Origin of the sequence: Chitinophaga sp. SYP-B3965, from assembly GCF_009647655.1 — a bacterium.
GTDB lineage: Bacteria > Bacteroidota > Bacteroidia > Chitinophagales > Chitinophagaceae > Chitinophaga.
In genome coordinates this window covers 46,492-62,800 of record NZ_WJFD01000003.1, presented here as the reverse complement: position 1 = coordinate 62,800, position 16,309 = coordinate 46,492, and the positions used below count along the sequence as shown (strand labels likewise).

The window sequence follows — 16,309 nt, the reverse complement described above, 5'->3', positions numbered from 1 at the left end:
GTTAAATTTGCAGGGATGATTAAGCGTAGACTTGAAACTTTGATCCGGGAAGAGTTACAGCGTAGCCCCTCTGTTGCGCTTATGGGCCCGCGTCAGGTTGGTAAAACAACCATTGCCCTAAATATATCGGAAGAAACACCCTCCCTGTATCTTGATCTGGAAAACACACTAGATCTGGAACGGGTGAGCGATATCGTCAGTTTTCATTCGGAAAACAGTGGAAAGCTGCTGATACTTGATGAAGTGCAGCGAATGCCAGAGGTATTCGCGCCATTGCGTGGTATCATAGATAAAGAGCGCCGTAAAGGAAATAAGGCAGGACAGTTTTTATTTCTAGGCTCGGCCTCCATCGATCTTTTGCAACAATCCAGTGAATCGCTTGCCGGGCGTATCGCTTATATCGAACTCTATGGCATTGATGTGATGGAATATGCCGGGTCTGATCAGGAAAAAATGACATCCCTTTGGTTGCGGGGCGGATTTCCCGAAAGCCTTTTGTCAGCATCAGATCGTGATAGCCTCAATTGGCGTCGTAATTTTATCAAAACATATCTCGAACGTGATATACCGCAGCTAGGACCACGTATACCGGCTCAAACGCTTGAACGCTTTTGGACGATGCTCGCTCATAATCAGGGAGGTGTTTTGAATGCCTCGCAACTGGGCAGGAATCTGGAAGTAACCAGCGTAACTGTAGGAAGGTATCTTGACCTGATGGTGGATCTATTGCTTGTTCGGCGGCTGCAACCCTGGACGTTTAATGTAGGCAAACGGCTTGTGCGCGCACCGAAGGTATTTGTAAGAGATAGCGGTATCACGCATGCACTGCTGAATGTTTCCTCTTACAACGATTTGCTTGGACATCCGGTTTTGGGAGGAAGTTGGGAAGGGTTTGTTATAGAAAACCTGCTGTCTGTTGCACCTTCCCATGCATTGCCTTTTTATTATCGCACAGCGGACGGTGCTGAAATTGATCTTATCCTGGAGTTTTCCGGGCAGGAAAAATGGGCCATAGAGGTGAAACGCAGTTCTGCGCCCGCCTTGTCAAAAGGGTTTCACATGGCGTGTGAAGATATAAAAGCAGATCGGCGTTATGTTGTTTATTCCGGCAATGAGAAATTTTCTATGCGGGATGGAGTTATAGCCATTCCATTGCATGAATTAATGCAGGAACTTTTGGATGTTGCGAGATAGCACATGCTGATAGTCATTATTTTTAAATGTTTCTAAGAACTATAATTGTAGTTAATGTTTTAATTAATATTATATGGAAACTTTTTCAAAAAGATTTGGACATTCACAAAATGACAAAGAAATAACGGTAAGAGAAGATGCACCTCAGTCATTAAGAGAGTTCCTAATAATGACCCTTTATCATTTTGACTATACCCCATTTTTTTTAAGAGATGTAATTTGTAAAGTTTTAAGGGTTGCGCCTGATAGAAATAATTGGACAGACTATCCAAACATTGACGGGGAAGTTCATAATTTAATCGAAAATTGTGATTGGTATAAGATTTATGATATAATTGAGGCTTTTGCACGTCAAATCAAAGAGGAGAAAAAACAACTCTTTCACGATGACTTAAACGATTTCTTTAGGACTAATGGCATAGGGTGGAAGTTGGAAAACGGCTTAATCCAAATGCGCGGTGATGAAACCTTTGAAACTGCCATTAAAAAGGTCGAAAGTACCTTAGAGGATGCAAAACTTAAAACGGCAAAGTCTGAAATAAAGGAAGCCATTGCCGACCTCTCAAGGCGTCCTAATCCTGATATTACAGGGGCTATTCAGCACTCACTTGCCAGTTTGGAATGTGTTTGCAGGGAAGTTTCAGGCAAAAAAAATGCAACACTAGGTGATATAATGAAAATAGCAGGAACTATTATCCCCACTCCATTGGATCAGGTTATTTCAAAAATATGGGGTTATAGCTCAGAACAGGGTAGACATTTAAAAGAAGGGAAAGAACCAGAGTATTTAGAGGCAGAGTTAGTAGTGGAACTCTCTGCTACTATCTCTAATTATTTAGGAAAAAAACTTATTTCAATTGGTAGCGGAGCTGAGAAAGATGACGACCTCCCTTTTTATTGAGGCTCTTGTAAAGCAATAAAATAAATGAGTTATTAAAAACTATTGCGACAAATTATGTCGTAATGGTTGACTGTGCAACATATACACGCTCCCCAATACTACCCCTCATACCTCCAACACCCCACCACATGATCATTCACCATCCCCGTAGCCTGCATATAAGCATAACAGATCGTAGACCCCACAAACTTAAACCCCCGCTTCAACAGATCCTTACTCATGGCATCAGACTCTGGTGTTTTAGCAGGCACCTGGGACAAGGATTTAAACCGATGAAGAACAGGCTTATGCCCAACGAACTGCCAGATATACTTATCAAAACTGCCGAATTCTTTTTGCACCGCCAGGAAAGCTTTCGCATTCCCGATCGTAGCCCGGATCTTCAGCTGGTTGCGGATAATGCCCGGGTCCTGTAACAGCTTTTCGATCTTCTTTTCTGTATAACGGGCTATCTTATTTGCATCCCACTGATCAAATGCTTTCCGGTAGTTCTCCCGTTTGGTAAGCACGGTGTACCAGCTTAATCCGGCTTGTGCGCCTTCCAGGTTGAGCATTTCAAATAAATGGGTGTCGTCGTGATTGGGTACGCCCCATTCATTATCATGATAGTCTTTATACAACTGATCTTTCGTGCTCCAGCCACAACGGTTCTTTTCCATTATAGTTCCCATTTTTTGATCAGGTCTTTTACCTGTTTCTTATAGGCTTTAAGGTCCGTGATCGTTTGTTGAATAAAACTGTTCTCATCCAGTTTGCCTACTACTGCGTCCATTTCTTCCTGGTTCTCGTAGGTCATCTGGCGGTAAGGATTGGTATAATCTTTTTCCCTGCTGCGGTAGATACCTTCTGTGAGCGCACCAGAAGTATGCACGGATTGTTCCAGGCATTTCCTGAGCTTTTCAGCGTTGAACTCTTTGGGAGTTAACTGTAACAGGTCCAGCAGGCAGGCGAGAGCATGTTGCAGTTTATCCTGTTCGTAGGAAACACCGAGCTGGCGATAAATATCATGCAGCTGGTGCCAGCTATTGATCTTTCCTTTTCTGATCCGCGATTTAATGTCGTCCATATCCTCTGCTTTGATCAGCTGTCCACCGGCATTATACCAGGCAGTGCGTTTGCTGTTCCTGCAAAGAGAAAGTAAAGCGGAGAAAGAAGCAATGCCCGCTGCATTTTTCAGCAGGTTTCGTACAGCGTATAGTATGATCAGCTCCCGGAAGAGGGGATAGGCCTTATGTACTTTCAGCAGTTGTACTTTGCGGGTGGCGTTTTCAATATTATCGGCGTAGAGCGTCATCCGGCTAACGGATTCATTTTCGTTCAGCAGTAATTGTTTACCATCCTGCCGTAATGTTTTATCGCTTACTTTTTTATTGCCGTGATAAGCCTTTCCTACAGCCAGTTCCATCAGTTCCAGTGCGGTGAACATTTCCTCTACGGAATCCGGCGCCAGGTAATCAAATTCCAGCACCTGCGTTTTATCAACGCGTTTGTCTCTGTCCACATACTTCCAGGAGTTGCGGGCCAGTGCATACATGTTGTGCATGAACCAGTATCCTGGCATTACTTTCAGGCTATTCTCGTGTTCATCGTTCACTACGAGGCTGAAAGGGTAGGGCACCTGTAATTCATGCAGGTAGTTGCCTTTGGAGATGAGCGTGAAGCTGGCGAATTTGGAATTGTGTTTCAGGCTTACGCAGAGGCCGGGCCAGAAGCCCCTGCCTGCAATGATCTCGCCGTCTGCTCCTCTTGAATTATGGTTGGATCCGATGGTAGCGCCTGCAGCCATATTACTCTGCCCCATGATCAATGCGGCGCAGAGGAAGGAATTGTTATGATGTTGCTCATGTGCCGGGAAGATCAGTGAATTCAATACTTCACAGCAGGAGATGGTAGCGTTGTTACCCAGGTAAGAGTTGATCAGCCGCGCACCATATTTTAATTGCGAATGAGAGGCCATGATAAAACGAACAGCCTTCACGCCATAGAAAGCGCGACAGCCAAGCCCTATGATCCCGTTCACCATTTCACATCCTTCGCCTATTTGTGTAGCAGCATTCGCTTCACTGTTGATGGTAAGGTTCTTTAATTTATTGGCACCTTTCAGATAAGCATCTGTGCCGATCGTTACATCTTTAATGATCTTGCAGTTCTTGATCACCGTACGGTCTCCCACCATGCCGTAGTATCCTCTTTTCTTATCGAACTCTTTTTCGGTGAAAGCTTTGAACTGGTTCATCAGGGTATCGTCGTGGCGGTTGCGCGTCCATAACCAGGCATCTCCGGGCAGCATGCCATCAAAGGGCATCACATTTCTGCCGCCGTTTTCATTGCACAGTTCCAGCCAGATGCGTACGCTTTCCGGTTCACCTTCTTTCACTATGCCATTCCCGAACTTTGCATGATCCGTTGTAGCCATTTCATTTACATTGGCAATGATCACTTCGTTGCCGATGATGTAATGAGAGAGGAAGTTCACGTTCTGCACTACCACATTATCCCCGAAATCGCAGGAGGCGATGGTACTGTTATAGAGCCCTACTGGTAAACGGAGGTTATGGAATTCCAGGAAGTAAGGTTCCAGTTTGCCGATGCGGATCATGCCGTAAAAGTGGCAGTGCTGCACCAGGTTGGGATCAAAGTCGTTATCTACAAAGAAATTATTCCAGTCGTCAGAAGTATTGTCGTTCCGTACAAGCGTTTCGATCTCCCTTGCATTCAGTTTGCGGTGCACACTTTCTTTGCCGCGTTGTTTATCCCGGAGGTAGTATTCATTCTTCCCTTCCGGCAGATAAGGACCATCGATGAACTGATACCCCAAAAGGTGCAGTGGTTTCTTTTCTATATGGTTCATAAGGATATTATTCTACAGTTACAGACTTCGCAAGATTCCTTGGTTTGTCTACATCCAAACCTTTTAATACGCCAATGTGATAAGCCAGTAATTGGAGAGGGATCACGGAAATAATAGGTGCTACCAGTTCATCTGATTCCGGTACAATGATCACATCGTCCGCCATGCCGGAAATGATCTGGTCTCCTTCCGTGATAACGGCGATCACTTTTCCTTTGCGTGCTTTGATCTCCTGTATGTTGGATACCACCTTATCGTAATAGCGGTCTTTGGTGGCCACAAATACAACCGGGAGGTTTTCGTCAACAAGTGCAATAGGCCCGTGTTTCATTTCTGCAGCAGGATAACCTTCCGCGTGGATGTAAGAGATCTCTTTCAGTTTGAGTGCACCTTCCAGTGCTATCGGGAAATTATATCCGCGGCCCAGGTAAAGGAAGTCGCGGGCATCTTTATATTTAGCGGCGATGGCTTTGGTTTGATCATTCAGCTTGAGGGCAATGGCTACTTTGTCCGGTACGCCTTCCAGTTCATCGAGGAGGTGCTGGAAGCGTTGTCCGGTGATGCTGCCTTTTGCTTCTGCTATTTTAAGGCCGATGAGGCATAATACCGCCAGCTGTGCTGTGAACGCTTTAGTACTGGCTACGCCAATTTCAGGCCCGGCATGTGTATATACACCGCCGTTGGAAAGCCTGGCAATGGAAGAGCCTACCACGTTACATACACCCAGGATGATAGCGCCTTTCTCTTTAGCGCTTTCCATGGCTACGAGGGTATCTGCTGTTTCGCCGGATTGGGAAACGGCAATGATCACATCTCCTTTTCCTACAACAGGATTGCGGTAACGGAATTCAGAGGCATATTCCACTTCTACCGGTATGCGGCATAATTCTTCGATCATGTATTCCGCTACCAGCCCTGCATGCCAGGAGGTGCCACAGGCTACGATGATGATGCGGTTGGCATCCTTCAGCATATCCATATGCTCGCGCAGGCCACCCAGGGTGAGCTTTCCTGCTTTTGCATCCAGGCGTCCGCGTAAACTGTCGAAGATGGTTTGTGGTTGTTCAAATACTTCTTTCAGCATGAAGTGATCATAACCGCCTTTTTCAATGGCGGCCAGTTCCATATCCAGCTTTTGTATATAAGGTGTTTGTATTTCGTTGGAAATATTTTTGAGGATAAGCTCGTCTGCTTTAAGGATGGCTATTTCATAGTCATTCACATACACTACTTCCTTGGTGTATTCAATGATGGGGGAAGCATCTGAGGCCAGGAAGTGTTCTCCTTTGCCAACGCCAATTACCAGCGGGCTGCCTTTTCTTGCGGCGATGAGGGTATCCGGATTGTCTTCATCTACAATGAGGATCACATAAGCACCTACAACCCTTTTGAGGGCTATCCTGAGGGCTTCTTCTGTGCTGCATTGGTTGCTGCTTTTGATCTCCTGGATAAAATGGATCAGTACTTCCGTATCTGTATCACTGGTGAACTGATGTCCTTTGCTCAGCAGTTCTTTTTTCAGCTGCGTATAGTTTTCTATGATCCCGTTATGCACCATCGCTAATTTACCGTCGCCGGACATTTGAGGGTGTGCATTCCTGTCACTTGGTTCTCCATGGGTGGCCCAGCGGGTGTGGCCGATAGCAATATGGCTCTTGAGATCTTTGCCGGTAATATAATCTTCCAGTTCCGCTACTTTTCCTTTCTTCTTATATACTTTCAAATTTCCACCGTTCAATAAAGCAACGCCTGTACTATCGTATCCACGGTATTCAAGACGTTTCAGGCCTTTGATAACTACCGGATACGCTTCCCGGTGACCTATGTATGCAACAATTCCACACATAATATTCAGTATGTTTTAATAAGGTTATCTATGCAATATGCACAAAAAAAGCGGCCGGGCAAAGGTGTTTAAACATCTTTACCCGGCCGCCGTGATAAAATGATCCATCAATTCCCGTTGAGTATAGCTCCCAGGTTCACATCATTATCCCCCCGGTAACGGTTCTTATGTTTCACCTGGCGGATCACTTTGCTGAACTGTTCGGAAACAGGTCTGTCCGTATTATAACGGATATCCGTGAGTTGAGTGAGGGATTCATTGTTGTTGGACTGCTTTTCATCTTCCGGCTGAAGCCCGCTTATACCAAGGTACCAGGCATCTTCTTCCTTTTGTTTGTATTTATATAAATAAACAGTGCCTTTTTTGAAGCGGTGCGTGGTAAACTGTTTGCCGATCAGTACCACGGAATCCAGTTTGGTATTGTATTCCACCTCGCCGTATAAGATGCTCCTGGCAATAGATTCCTGTTTTTTATAAGCTTTGGGGAATTTATCCAGCTGCCCGATCTCCTCCAGTGCTTCCCATAAAGTAACGCGGTATTTTTCCTGCGCCGCAATATTTTGCAGCAGGGTGTCTGCTACCGGTAGTTTATGCCGGAGATACAGCTGCGCCAGCATGATCTGCTGTAAAGGATTCTTCGTGGTTTCATACCGGGTAAAGAACCTGTCCGCATTCTTGTTTGTGTTACGGTAAGGCAACAGCAGTATGGCATATTCGTGCAATACATTATTAGGATGGAACCGGCTTTCTATTTCGTTATCATCATCTTCACCCAGTTGCTCCTGTTCATCCGCTATTTCTTTTTGCAGGGCTATGCGGGCATCAAAAGCGATCTGGCTGATATGACTTTCGTAGAGCGATGGCTGGATCACATTACTGTCCAGCATCGTGGCCAGCAAACTGTACACCGGTTCTTTATAATCCGTGAGTGCAGTGAGTTGCAGCAGATCAGGGAAAAGGGATTTGCTGAGTTGTAAAGAATCCCGGAGGGGAGACAGCATGGAATAGATGTTATCCTCATTGCTGAAAATGGGGATCTCTTTCAGGACGAGATCACTAAACACTTTATCTGCTTCTTTGGTTTGCTGTTTTAATAAACTTTCCAGGATGTTACGCTGCAGGCTGGCGGTATCGTTGGCCGCGAGGTAAGCGCTTTCCAGGAAAGGCAGGATGTCCGGATGACTGATATAACCCAGTTCTGAGATAAGATCATTCTTCACTTCCAGGTAATTCTTTTCACTGGCGCTCCATCCCTTGATAAGCCTGATCAGTTCCGGCGCATGTTCATCTTTGTAATAGACTGTGTTGATAGAACTTTTAGCCTGCTGGCGGGTAGTACTGTCCTTACTGAAAAAATCAGCGAAGAACTCCGGCGCTTTGCTCAGGTAAATAGATTTGCCGAACAGCGTATCGCCGGGCGTAAAACTATCAAAGAAAGTAGTGATGAAAGAAGAGGGCCCCTTGATATTATCTGTAATGGCAGAGAGGGTATATTGTGCACCATTACGGATGAATACTTTGTTAAAGAAACTTTTGGAACTGTTGGTATCCCGCATTTGCAGCAGGGTGCTTTCCCAGCCGGTGAGGCGCTCATACTTTTTAGCATGGATCACAAAATCTCCCCTGTCTGATAAACTTTCTATTTCCCTGCCCCAGAATTGCGCACTGTCCTTTGTAGAAAAATAACGGTTGAATTTCTGGAACACTACTTTTACTTCTTCTCCTGTACTATCTGAGCGGAAAACTTTATTCTTCACCTTGTAGGCATGATCGGTATTTTCTTCTGTACTGCCTGCACCGGAAAAAGCTTCCATCAGCGCATCATCATCCTTGGGAATAACAGCCGTTTTCACGGAGAAGTAAAGGCTGGTGTCCGTATATGCCTGTGTTGTATTGTAAACAGGATTAGCGGGTACAAACGAATTAAAGAAATCCGGCAGTGCTTTTTTATCCGTTTTGTAGCGGGCAGATAATACAAAGTAATGCGGCCCCTGCAGCAGGATACGCGTTTGTGTAAAACTGTTATCTGTATTCTGATTCACCACTTCCAGGCAGGTGTAACCCTGCCAGGTAATGAATTTCCTGCTCTTTTGCTGTTTAATGAATTGGGACTGCTGGAAACTTTCTTCTGCAAATCCGAGTTCTACGGTATCTTCTTCCAGCACAGAATAATCAGGAATTGTTTTGCGCATCACCAGGTAACTGTTGCCGGTTTGTTTATCCAGCGCTTCATACTCCTGCCGTTTGCTGAGGGAGCGAAGGGTGATGTTATTCGCGAACACAGGGGTATGCGGCATCTTCACGGAAAAAGTATTACCGGGTGATTGGTAGTTCACCCAAACGCCGCTGTGTAATGGTTTTAATTTGATGGAGGCAAAGAAGTGATCCCCTTCTTCTCCTTCCACATATTCCCCGTTACCACTGATCTTGAAGATGAACACTTCAAAAGGTGTGACGAAGATATTATACCGCTGCATGTCTCCCCGCCGGGTGCGGTTGCGGATGTCAAAACCTGAAAAGCCATTATTGGTAATGGGTTTTTTACTGATGATCTTACCGGGGATGTTTTCATACAGCAGGCTGTCTATCTTCAGCGATACATCTGCTTCACTTTGCCCGAGGCTCAATGCATTCGTTTTGATGCGGCTCACGAGATAATAAGCGCCGTTGGCAAGGTCTGCATACTGCAATTGATTCAGCATGGTTAAACCGGAAAAGTTGAACAGTTTGCCGGGTACATCCACCTGGATCCATCCGTCTTCAGAAGTATACGGTTGAAAAACTACCGGTGCTTTTACTTTTTCCAGCTGGTCCTTTTGTTCACTGTCCCGGTTATTGAACGCTACAGGGCGTACGGTATAACCAGCCTTGCGTAACATATAGATCAATCCGCGGTCTCCGGGCAGATGGGCTGCGCCAACTCCTGCAAAGAGACTGTTGATGCGGATGATGGAATCGATCACCCGGAACATATTCTCATTACGCTTGTAAAGGAATTTTTCCATGAAAGCAGCAGAAGTATATTGGTTGCTGGAAATAGAATCCAGCATATCCAGGTCTCCCCGGCGGTAGGCATCATTTAATTTATTCCGGGAATCCAGGGGATTGTCTGCATCCCTGTTCACCTTCTTTTGTTTTTTATCTTTTGCAGCATCGCGGTATGCTTCCAGCATCAGGCGTTCAGACTCTTCAAAACTTTCCACCCCTGTTGCACGTTTGCCCATTTTTTTACCTACCTGGTAGATGTACATATCCAGGAAGGTATCTTCCTCAAAATCTTCCTGTGCGGCAAAAGAGCGGTAGAGCAGGTGATTGATCATCTCCGGCCGGTAAGTAAGGCCGGTCCTGATCAGGTCTCCGTAAGCGCCGATAGTAAAAGCATCTTTGTTCATGGTACCGCTTCCTGCCAGCTCATTCATATAGCGGGAGCTGAGACGCAGCATGCTGCTTTTGGAAAAGTCTTCCTGCAATTGCTGCGGATCAGTTTCCAGTGAAACGATGTCTGCGTTTTTGATACAGTGATAGAAAGAATCGCTGAGATGGAATGCGAGCTTATTACTCACATGCATGGTACCAAAGAGGTAGGAAGGTTTCGGCATGTTCTTGCCGGAGATCTCCCATAATAAACCCTGGTATTTTTTATTATTTACCTGTTTATGCTGAGCAGCTGCAACAGTGCCTGTCACTAACAGCACACACGCCAGAACACTTCTTTTCAAATGGTTCATATGAGGACGGTAGGGAATTAGATACGATCAAATATACTGAAAATACGGCCGCGGCGGCATTAGCGCCGTTGCAATACTTTCTCGAACAGGCCCAGTATGCGTTTGTACTCATCCGTCCAGCTGGCAGGCTCTGTAAACCCGTGATCTTCAACAGGGTATACTGCCAGTTCCCAGTTGTTTTTACCCAGTTCTATGAGGCGCTGGCTGAGGCGTACAATGTCCTCGAAATGCACATTGGTATCCACCATACCATGACACATCAGCAGATGCCCTTTCAGCCCCTCTGCATAATAGATGGGAGAGGATTTGCGGTAAGCGATGCTATCCGTAAAAGGTTCGTTGAGGATGTTGGAAGTATATCCATGATTATAATGCGCCCAGTCTGTAACAGAACGAAGCGCTGCGCCTGCTGCAAAATCATCCGGTGTGGTGAACATGGCCATGAGGGTAATGAACCCGCCATAACTGCCGCCGTAAATACCTACACGTTTAGGATCTACACCATAGTTCTGTGCAAGGAACTTTGCCCCGTCCACCTGGTCTGTGAGATCTTTTCCTCCCATAAAACGATAGATGCCGGTGCGCCAGTCGCGGCCATAACCTGCGCTGCCACGATAGTCCATATCCAATACGGTATAACCAAGGTCTGTTAAAAGATTATGGAACATGTATTCCCGGAAATACTGGCTCCACCATTTGTGTGCATTCTGCAGATAACCTGCACCATGCACAAAGATCACCGCAGCGCCGTTACGTTTGGCGGTTTCCGGCGTAAAGACGCGTGCGTGCACCATTTCATTATCACGTGCTTTAAAGGTGATCACATTTGCTTCTCTCCAGGGGTAGGCCTTGAACTCTTCGGACTGTGCCAGCTCTGTGATCTGTACCGGTTTGGCGCCTGCTTTATTTTCCTGGAGGTACATTTCCCAGGGTTTGTTGGAAGTGGAATAACGATAAGCGATCCATTTTTCATCCGGTGAAAGTGTAACAGTATGGGCACCGGCCATGCTGGTGATCCTTTCTGCTTTGCCACCTGTAACCGGTAAACGGTAATACTGTTTTTCACCAGGATGCACTTCATTGGTAAGGAGGTAGAAGTGTTGTTTGTTATGCGACAGTGTTACATCCTGCACTTCATAATTTCCACTGGTTAAGGCCTGTTTTTTATTAGTGGCCACGTTCATGGTGTAGAGGTGTGAATAGCCCGTAGCCTCACTCTGGAACCAGATGGTTTGTTCATCCACCCAGCCAATGTTTCCCCAGCCAATGCCAGGGCCGCCTATCCAAGCTTCATCCCGCTGGCGGTCCAGCAAACGGAGTGTACCGGTAGCTGCATCCAGTAACATGATCCAGCGGTCTTTGTTATCCTGTGAGTTGATGTCTACTACTGCATACGTTCCTTTCTCTGACCAGTAAGGGCCGCTGATGATCACACCGCGGTTCTTTGCTTTGCCGGTATCTTTCGTGGCGGCATAATCAGGTTTATCTGTAATGCCCGGAATGTTAGCGGTTTTAATGAGGATCACTGTGTCTTTCTCCCTGTCGTACACAAAGGATTCGTTTTTCTCCCATGGTGCGCCTACTTTGCTGCGGCTCCTGATATCTGTGGTATAACCTGTTTCTGTTACATAGCTGGGAACGATAGTGGTTTTTTCTCCCGGCTGTTCCTCACTTAAACGATACACTACAAAACGGCCATCGGGGCTTAATTCCACTTCACTTAATGTTTTATCTTCCAGGTAAAGGGAACGCATCTGAGGTGCTTTAGGCTGGCTTTTGGTAAAAGCTGCTGCAGCATCTGCCTTTGCTTTTTTATCTTTCAATACCTGCATTAATTCCATTTGCTGATCCTTCAGGAACTGGTCCTGTTTACTCAGCGTTTCTTTTCTTTCTATTGGTTTGGCGCCATGCACAAAGTCAGTGAATTGCTCGATCAAACCTGTTTTGATATCCCAGGTGAACAGGTTGCGGTTGCGGCGGAAGAGGATGCGGGTATCCTGCATCGCAAAATCCACCTGCGTTTCCGTTTCTGCTGTTTGGGTGATGCGGGTCTCTTTGCCGGTGGCTATATCCTGTAAATAAATATCGCCGTAGTAAGTATAAACGAGTTGTGTGCGGGCTTTGTTATACTGTCCGTAACCCCGTGCGGCGATCAGCAACCTGTCTGCTGCATTAGTTTTCACAGGTGTTTGTTTAGCAAGGGTAATGGCATAGAGTGAATCCGCCATTGCTTTTTCCGGGTTCCAGTTAAAGTAAACTGTTTTACCATCTGCACTCCATTTTAAGTTATCCGGAGAGGTGCCGATCCACTTCGGATCCCGCATGATCTTCTCAACGGTGAGGGTTTGTGCATATGTAAGGGTTGATAAAAAAAGACCGGCGAGGAGGAGCAGTGTTTTTTTCATGTTTGTATAATAGTGAAGAATTCTATAATTTGTTGCAATATAATAAACAACCCAGCATGATCTCACGCAAAATGATGACCGGCACAGTGTTCGTAATCACCTTCTTAGCAGCCTGCGGACCAGCGCCGGTGAAGCAGCAGCCACGGGTGCAGGTACCTGTTACGGAAGATAGTACTTTTCTTACAGGTACTTTCTTTGTGGTGCGGCATGCGGAAAAGAACCCCGGTGCAGATTCCACACTTACGGAGGCCGGACTGAAAAGGGCCGGGAAATTATACAGGATACTGAAGGATTCTGGTATTACCCGCATTTACTCCACGCCATTCAGACGCACATTGCAAACAGGAGATTCCCTGCGGATCTTAGGGAACATAGATACTGCTTTATATAAACCGGATAGTACGGGAGAATCCCTGCTGTATGAGATCAGCCGTAATAACGACTGGGGTAAAAAGATCCTGGTGATAGGGCATAGTAACACCCTGATCCCTATCCTTAGAAGCCTTAACACTTTTCCACGGGACACTATCGGGGAGAATGATTATAATTTCCTCTTTATGGTATATAAAGGAAGGAAACTATCAAAGGTGATCCGTACAAGGTATTAAAGTAAGATCCCTTTCAGGAAAATATAAGCAACAGAGAAGTAGATCAACAGACCCGTTACATCCACCAGCGTGGCTACAAAGGGTGCAGAGGAGCTGGCAGGGTCAGCACCTGCTCTCTTCAAGATCAATGGCAGCATGGAGCCGGATAAAGTACCCCATAACACTACACCTATCAGTGATACGCCCAGTGTAAGGGCAATGAGAACAGTATGGTCGCCATAAGTATGGAAAAAAGAATTCCACACCAATATTCTTATAAACCCAATAAGTCCTAATACAGAACCGAGCATAATACCGGAAAGGATTTCCCGCCGCATCACTCTCCACCAGTCTTTGATAGTGAGCTCACCCAGCGCCATGGCCTGTATGATCAAGGTGGAAGCCTGTGAACCGCTGTTGCCACCACTGGAAATGATCAGGGGGATGAACATGGCAAGCACGACGGCTTTGGCAATTTCATCTTCAAAATAAGCCATCACGGAAGCAGTGAGCATTTCACCGATAAAAAGGATGATCAGCCATCCCACCCGTTTTTTGATCAGGCTTAATAAAGGCATATCCAGGTAAGGTTCATCTAAAGCCTCGGTACCCCCGATCTTTTGGATATCTTCTGTATGTTCTTCATTTAAGATCCACAACATGTCATCGATCGTCACAATGCCCAGCATCACACCTGCATCGTCCAATACCGGAAGGGCTACACGATTTTCCAGCCGGAACACCTGTACAGCTTCTTCCTGTTCATCATTCGCATGGAGGGAAACAAAGCGGTGGTCCATCAGGTTTTCCACCAGTGTTTCCGGAGATACCAGCAGGAACTCACGGATCCTGAAATCATCCAGCAGTTTGCCTTCGTTGTCAATAATATAAATAACATCAATGGTCTCAGAATCCCGGCCATACATGCGAATGTGACGGAGTACCTGCTCCACTGTCCAGTGTGCTTTGGCTGCTATATAGTCCGGCGTCATGATCCGGCCTACGCTGTTCTCCGGATAACCCAGGAGGGCAAGGGTTATCTTCCTTTCTTCCGGGTTCAGTAATTTAATGAGTTCTGTAACTGCCTGGCTGGGGAGTTCTTCCAGGAAGGCCGTTCTGTCATCCGGCGGCAGTTCATTCAGCAGTTCTGCGATCTTATGTGCCGGCAGGTCCCGGATAAGATCTTCCTGTGTGGGGAATTCAAGGATCCTGAACGCAGCAGCAGCACGCCCAAGGGTAAGGTGATTAATGATCAGGGTAGACTGATCCGGTACCTCATAAATAAGTTCCGCAATGTCTGTAATGAGTTGATCGTCCAGGAGTTCTTTCAACTCCCGGAAATTATGCTCATGAGCTAACTGCTCAAACCTTTCCAGTAAAACTTCATTTTCCATATGATCAGACGCTTGAGCGAAATTAGGCAATTACAGTATCTCCTGCACGTGCTTGCGGATATTGCCTGCTATAGATTCCATGGGCAGGTCGTTGGCATCCTTGCCAAAGGGGTCTTCGATCTCTTCTGCGATCAGCTCTAAACTGGCCAGCACATAGAAGATGAATACTACCATGGGGATCACAAGGTAACCTAACCCGAATACATATCCCATGGGCAGGGTCATCACATAAAAGAAAATAAACTTCTTCAGGAACACACTGTAAGAAAAGGGGATAGGGGTGTTCTTGATCCTTTCGCAGGCACCGCAAACATCTGTGAGCGATTCCAGCTGGTTATTGAGGATGATCAGCTGATCGCCTGAGATCACCTGCTGGCGGTACAGTTCATTCACTTTGCCCAATATCATGGTAGCAATCTGGTTAGGGATGTGTTCCCCTGAATGCAGATGTCCCATCTCCTCCTCCGTTAAACCTTCCAGCTTAAGCGGGTGGAATTCCCCGCGGAGATGATCTTTCAATACCATGGCATAGTTAGGGATCATATGGGAAAAGTATCTTCTGGCGGCGTGGCCGGAAGGTAACATGCATTGCAGTTTTATAGCCAGGTTACGGCTGGTGTTCACTAACGCGCCCCATTGCCTGCGGCCTTCCCACCAACGATCATAGGCTGTGTTGGTACGGAACACTAACAACAGGGAGATCACAAAACCCAGCAGGCCATGCATAGCCGTGATGTTCTTGATGTGTGCATTATCTGATAATCTGAAAAACTCCAGTTCCAGCCAGGCTATGGCGGCAGAGTAGATGGATAGGGCTATGAACATGGGCACCAGCCTCTTAACAGTGTCCGCTTTATGGATGCGGAAGATGAAGGTGAACCACTCCTGAGGATTATAATTGATCATACCTGCAAAAATAATATCTATATGGATCACTTGTTATTTTGATAACTGATGGGTTTAGCTTTACTTTACGGCTTCTATATTTTAGTGAGTTATGATGATCAAGCCGTATTTATACGTTAATAAGACCAAAGAGAAAGGTCGTGGTGTTTTCACCAAAGAAGCTATTCCTGCCGGAACACAGATTGAAATTTCTCCTGTGCTTGTATTGTCTGGCAACGATACCTCTATAGTGGACAAAACCAAACTGCACAATTACATCTTCCTTTGGGGAGTACGTGAAACACGTTCATGTATTGCATTAGGTTTCTGCTCTATCTACAACCATGCTTACGAACCTAATTGTGAGTACGAGATGGATTTTGATGCCGAAACAATGGCCATCAAAACCCGCCGTGATATCAAGAAGGGCGAGGAACTCTCCATCAACTACAATGGAGATATCGAAGACAAATCACCTGTTTGGTTCGACGTAAAACGCAAGTAAAATTCCCTTAAAA

The 16,309-nt window shown here is 46.0% G+C and carries 11 protein-coding genes; 4 read left to right on the top strand and 7 right to left on the bottom strand.

The window, feature by feature from the left end; translation table 11 throughout:
• The first annotated feature begins 15 nt into the window (after positions 1–15).
• Together GFS24_RS17970 and GFS24_RS17965 are read left to right on the top strand one after the other, a co-directional pair.
• Complete coding sequence (locus tag GFS24_RS17970; protein WP_153661739.1) at positions 16–1,194, top strand: ATP-binding protein; 1,179 nt, start codon at positions 16–18, stop codon at positions 1,192–1,194.
• A gap of 73 nt (positions 1,195–1,267) precedes the next feature.
• Positions 1,268–2,095 (top strand): AbiJ-NTD4 domain-containing protein, encoded by an 828-nt coding sequence (locus GFS24_RS17965; RefSeq protein WP_153661737.1) that lies wholly within the window; start codon positions 1,268–1,270, stop codon positions 2,093–2,095.
• A gap of 98 nt (positions 2,096–2,193) precedes the next feature.
• Here GFS24_RS17965 and GFS24_RS17960 read toward each other — a convergent pair whose 3' ends face one another.
• The 5 genes from GFS24_RS17960 to GFS24_RS17940 all read right to left on the bottom strand — a co-directional run bounded on the left by GFS24_RS17960 (position 2,194) and on the right by GFS24_RS17940 (position 12,925).
• Complete coding sequence (locus tag GFS24_RS17960) at positions 2,194–2,754, bottom strand: DNA-3-methyladenine glycosylase I (RefSeq protein WP_253906518.1); 561 nt, start codon at positions 2,752–2,754, stop codon at positions 2,194–2,196.
• Positions 2,754–4,946: a DUF4954 family protein gene (locus GFS24_RS17955; protein WP_153661733.1), complete on the bottom strand. Its 2,193-nt coding sequence runs from the start codon at positions 4,944–4,946 to the stop codon at positions 2,754–2,756. Before GFS24_RS17955 ends, GFS24_RS17960 begins: the two co-directional genes overlap by 1 nt.
• Before the next feature lie 7 nt (positions 4,947–4,953).
• Complete coding sequence (gene glmS / locus GFS24_RS17950) at positions 4,954–6,792, bottom strand: glutamine--fructose-6-phosphate transaminase (isomerizing) (RefSeq protein ID WP_153661731.1); 1,839 nt, start codon at positions 6,790–6,792, stop codon at positions 4,954–4,956.
• Positions 6,793–6,899: 107 nt separating this feature from the next.
• A complete protein-coding gene (locus GFS24_RS17945; protein WP_173003117.1) occupies positions 6,900–10,511 on the bottom strand; it encodes a TraB/GumN family protein in 3,612 nt (1,203 codons plus the stop codon).
• Positions 10,512–10,579: 68 nt separating this feature from the next.
• Positions 10,580–12,925, bottom strand: a complete 2,346-nt coding sequence (locus GFS24_RS17940; protein WP_153661728.1) for a prolyl oligopeptidase family serine peptidase — start codon at positions 12,923–12,925, stop codon at positions 10,580–10,582.
• A gap of 56 nt (positions 12,926–12,981) precedes the next feature.
• On the opposite strand from GFS24_RS17940, the gene GFS24_RS17935 reads away from it, so the two are divergent.
• Positions 12,982–13,533, top strand: coding sequence for a histidine phosphatase family protein (locus tag GFS24_RS17935; RefSeq protein ID WP_153661726.1), 552 nt, complete (start codon positions 12,982–12,984; stop codon positions 13,531–13,533).
• Here GFS24_RS17935 and mgtE read toward each other — a convergent pair.
• Together mgtE and GFS24_RS17925 are read right to left on the bottom strand one after the other, a co-directional pair.
• The gene (mgtE, locus tag GFS24_RS17930; protein ID WP_153661724.1) at positions 13,530–14,906 is read right to left on the bottom strand and encodes a magnesium transporter; all 1,377 of its coding nucleotides are present in this window, start codon (positions 14,904–14,906) and stop codon (positions 13,530–13,532) included. The genes GFS24_RS17935 and mgtE overlap by 4 nt on opposite strands.
• 30 nt (positions 14,907–14,936) lie before the next feature.
• A complete protein-coding gene (locus GFS24_RS17925) occupies positions 14,937–15,812 on the bottom strand; it encodes a bestrophin family protein (protein ID WP_153661722.1) in 876 nt (291 codons plus the stop codon).
• A gap of 91 nt (positions 15,813–15,903) precedes the next feature.
• Between GFS24_RS17925 and GFS24_RS17920 the strand changes: the two genes are divergently transcribed.
• Positions 15,904–16,296: an SET domain-containing protein gene (locus GFS24_RS17920; protein WP_253906517.1), complete on the top strand. Its 393-nt coding sequence runs from the start codon at positions 15,904–15,906 to the stop codon at positions 16,294–16,296.
• The last annotated feature ends 13 nt before the right edge of the window (positions 16,297–16,309 follow it).

Excerpts from the sequence above, each read along its gene's own strand:
- GFS24_RS17955 (WP_153661733.1), bottom strand. The coding sequence starts at position 4,946 with ATGAACCATATAGAAAAGAAACCACTGCACCTTTTGGGGTATCAGTTC.
- GFS24_RS17925 (WP_153661722.1), bottom strand. The coding sequence starts at position 15,812 with ATGATCAATTATAATCCTCAGGAGTGGTTCACCTTCATCTTCCGCATC.
- GFS24_RS17940 (WP_153661728.1), bottom strand. The coding sequence starts at position 12,925 with ATGAAAAAAACACTGCTCCTCCTCGCCGGTCTTTTTTTATCAACCCTT.
- GFS24_RS17970 (WP_153661739.1), top strand. The coding sequence starts at position 16 with ATGATTAAGCGTAGACTTGAAACTTTGATCCGGGAAGAGTTACAGCGT.
- mgtE (WP_153661724.1), bottom strand. The coding sequence starts at position 14,906 with ATGGAAAATGAAGTTTTACTGGAAAGGTTTGAGCAGTTAGCTCATGAG.
- GFS24_RS17960 (WP_253906518.1), bottom strand. The coding sequence starts at position 2,754 with ATGGAAAAGAACCGTTGTGGCTGGAGCACGAAAGATCAGTTGTATAAA.
- GFS24_RS17965 (WP_153661737.1), top strand. The coding sequence starts at position 1,268 with ATGGAAACTTTTTCAAAAAGATTTGGACATTCACAAAATGACAAAGAA.
- GFS24_RS17920 (WP_253906517.1), top strand. The coding sequence starts at position 15,904 with ATGATGATCAAGCCGTATTTATACGTTAATAAGACCAAAGAGAAAGGT.
- glmS (WP_153661731.1), bottom strand. The coding sequence starts at position 6,792 with ATGTGTGGAATTGTTGCATACATAGGTCACCGGGAAGCGTATCCGGTA.
- GFS24_RS17935 (WP_153661726.1), top strand. The coding sequence starts at position 12,982 with ATGATCTCACGCAAAATGATGACCGGCACAGTGTTCGTAATCACCTTC.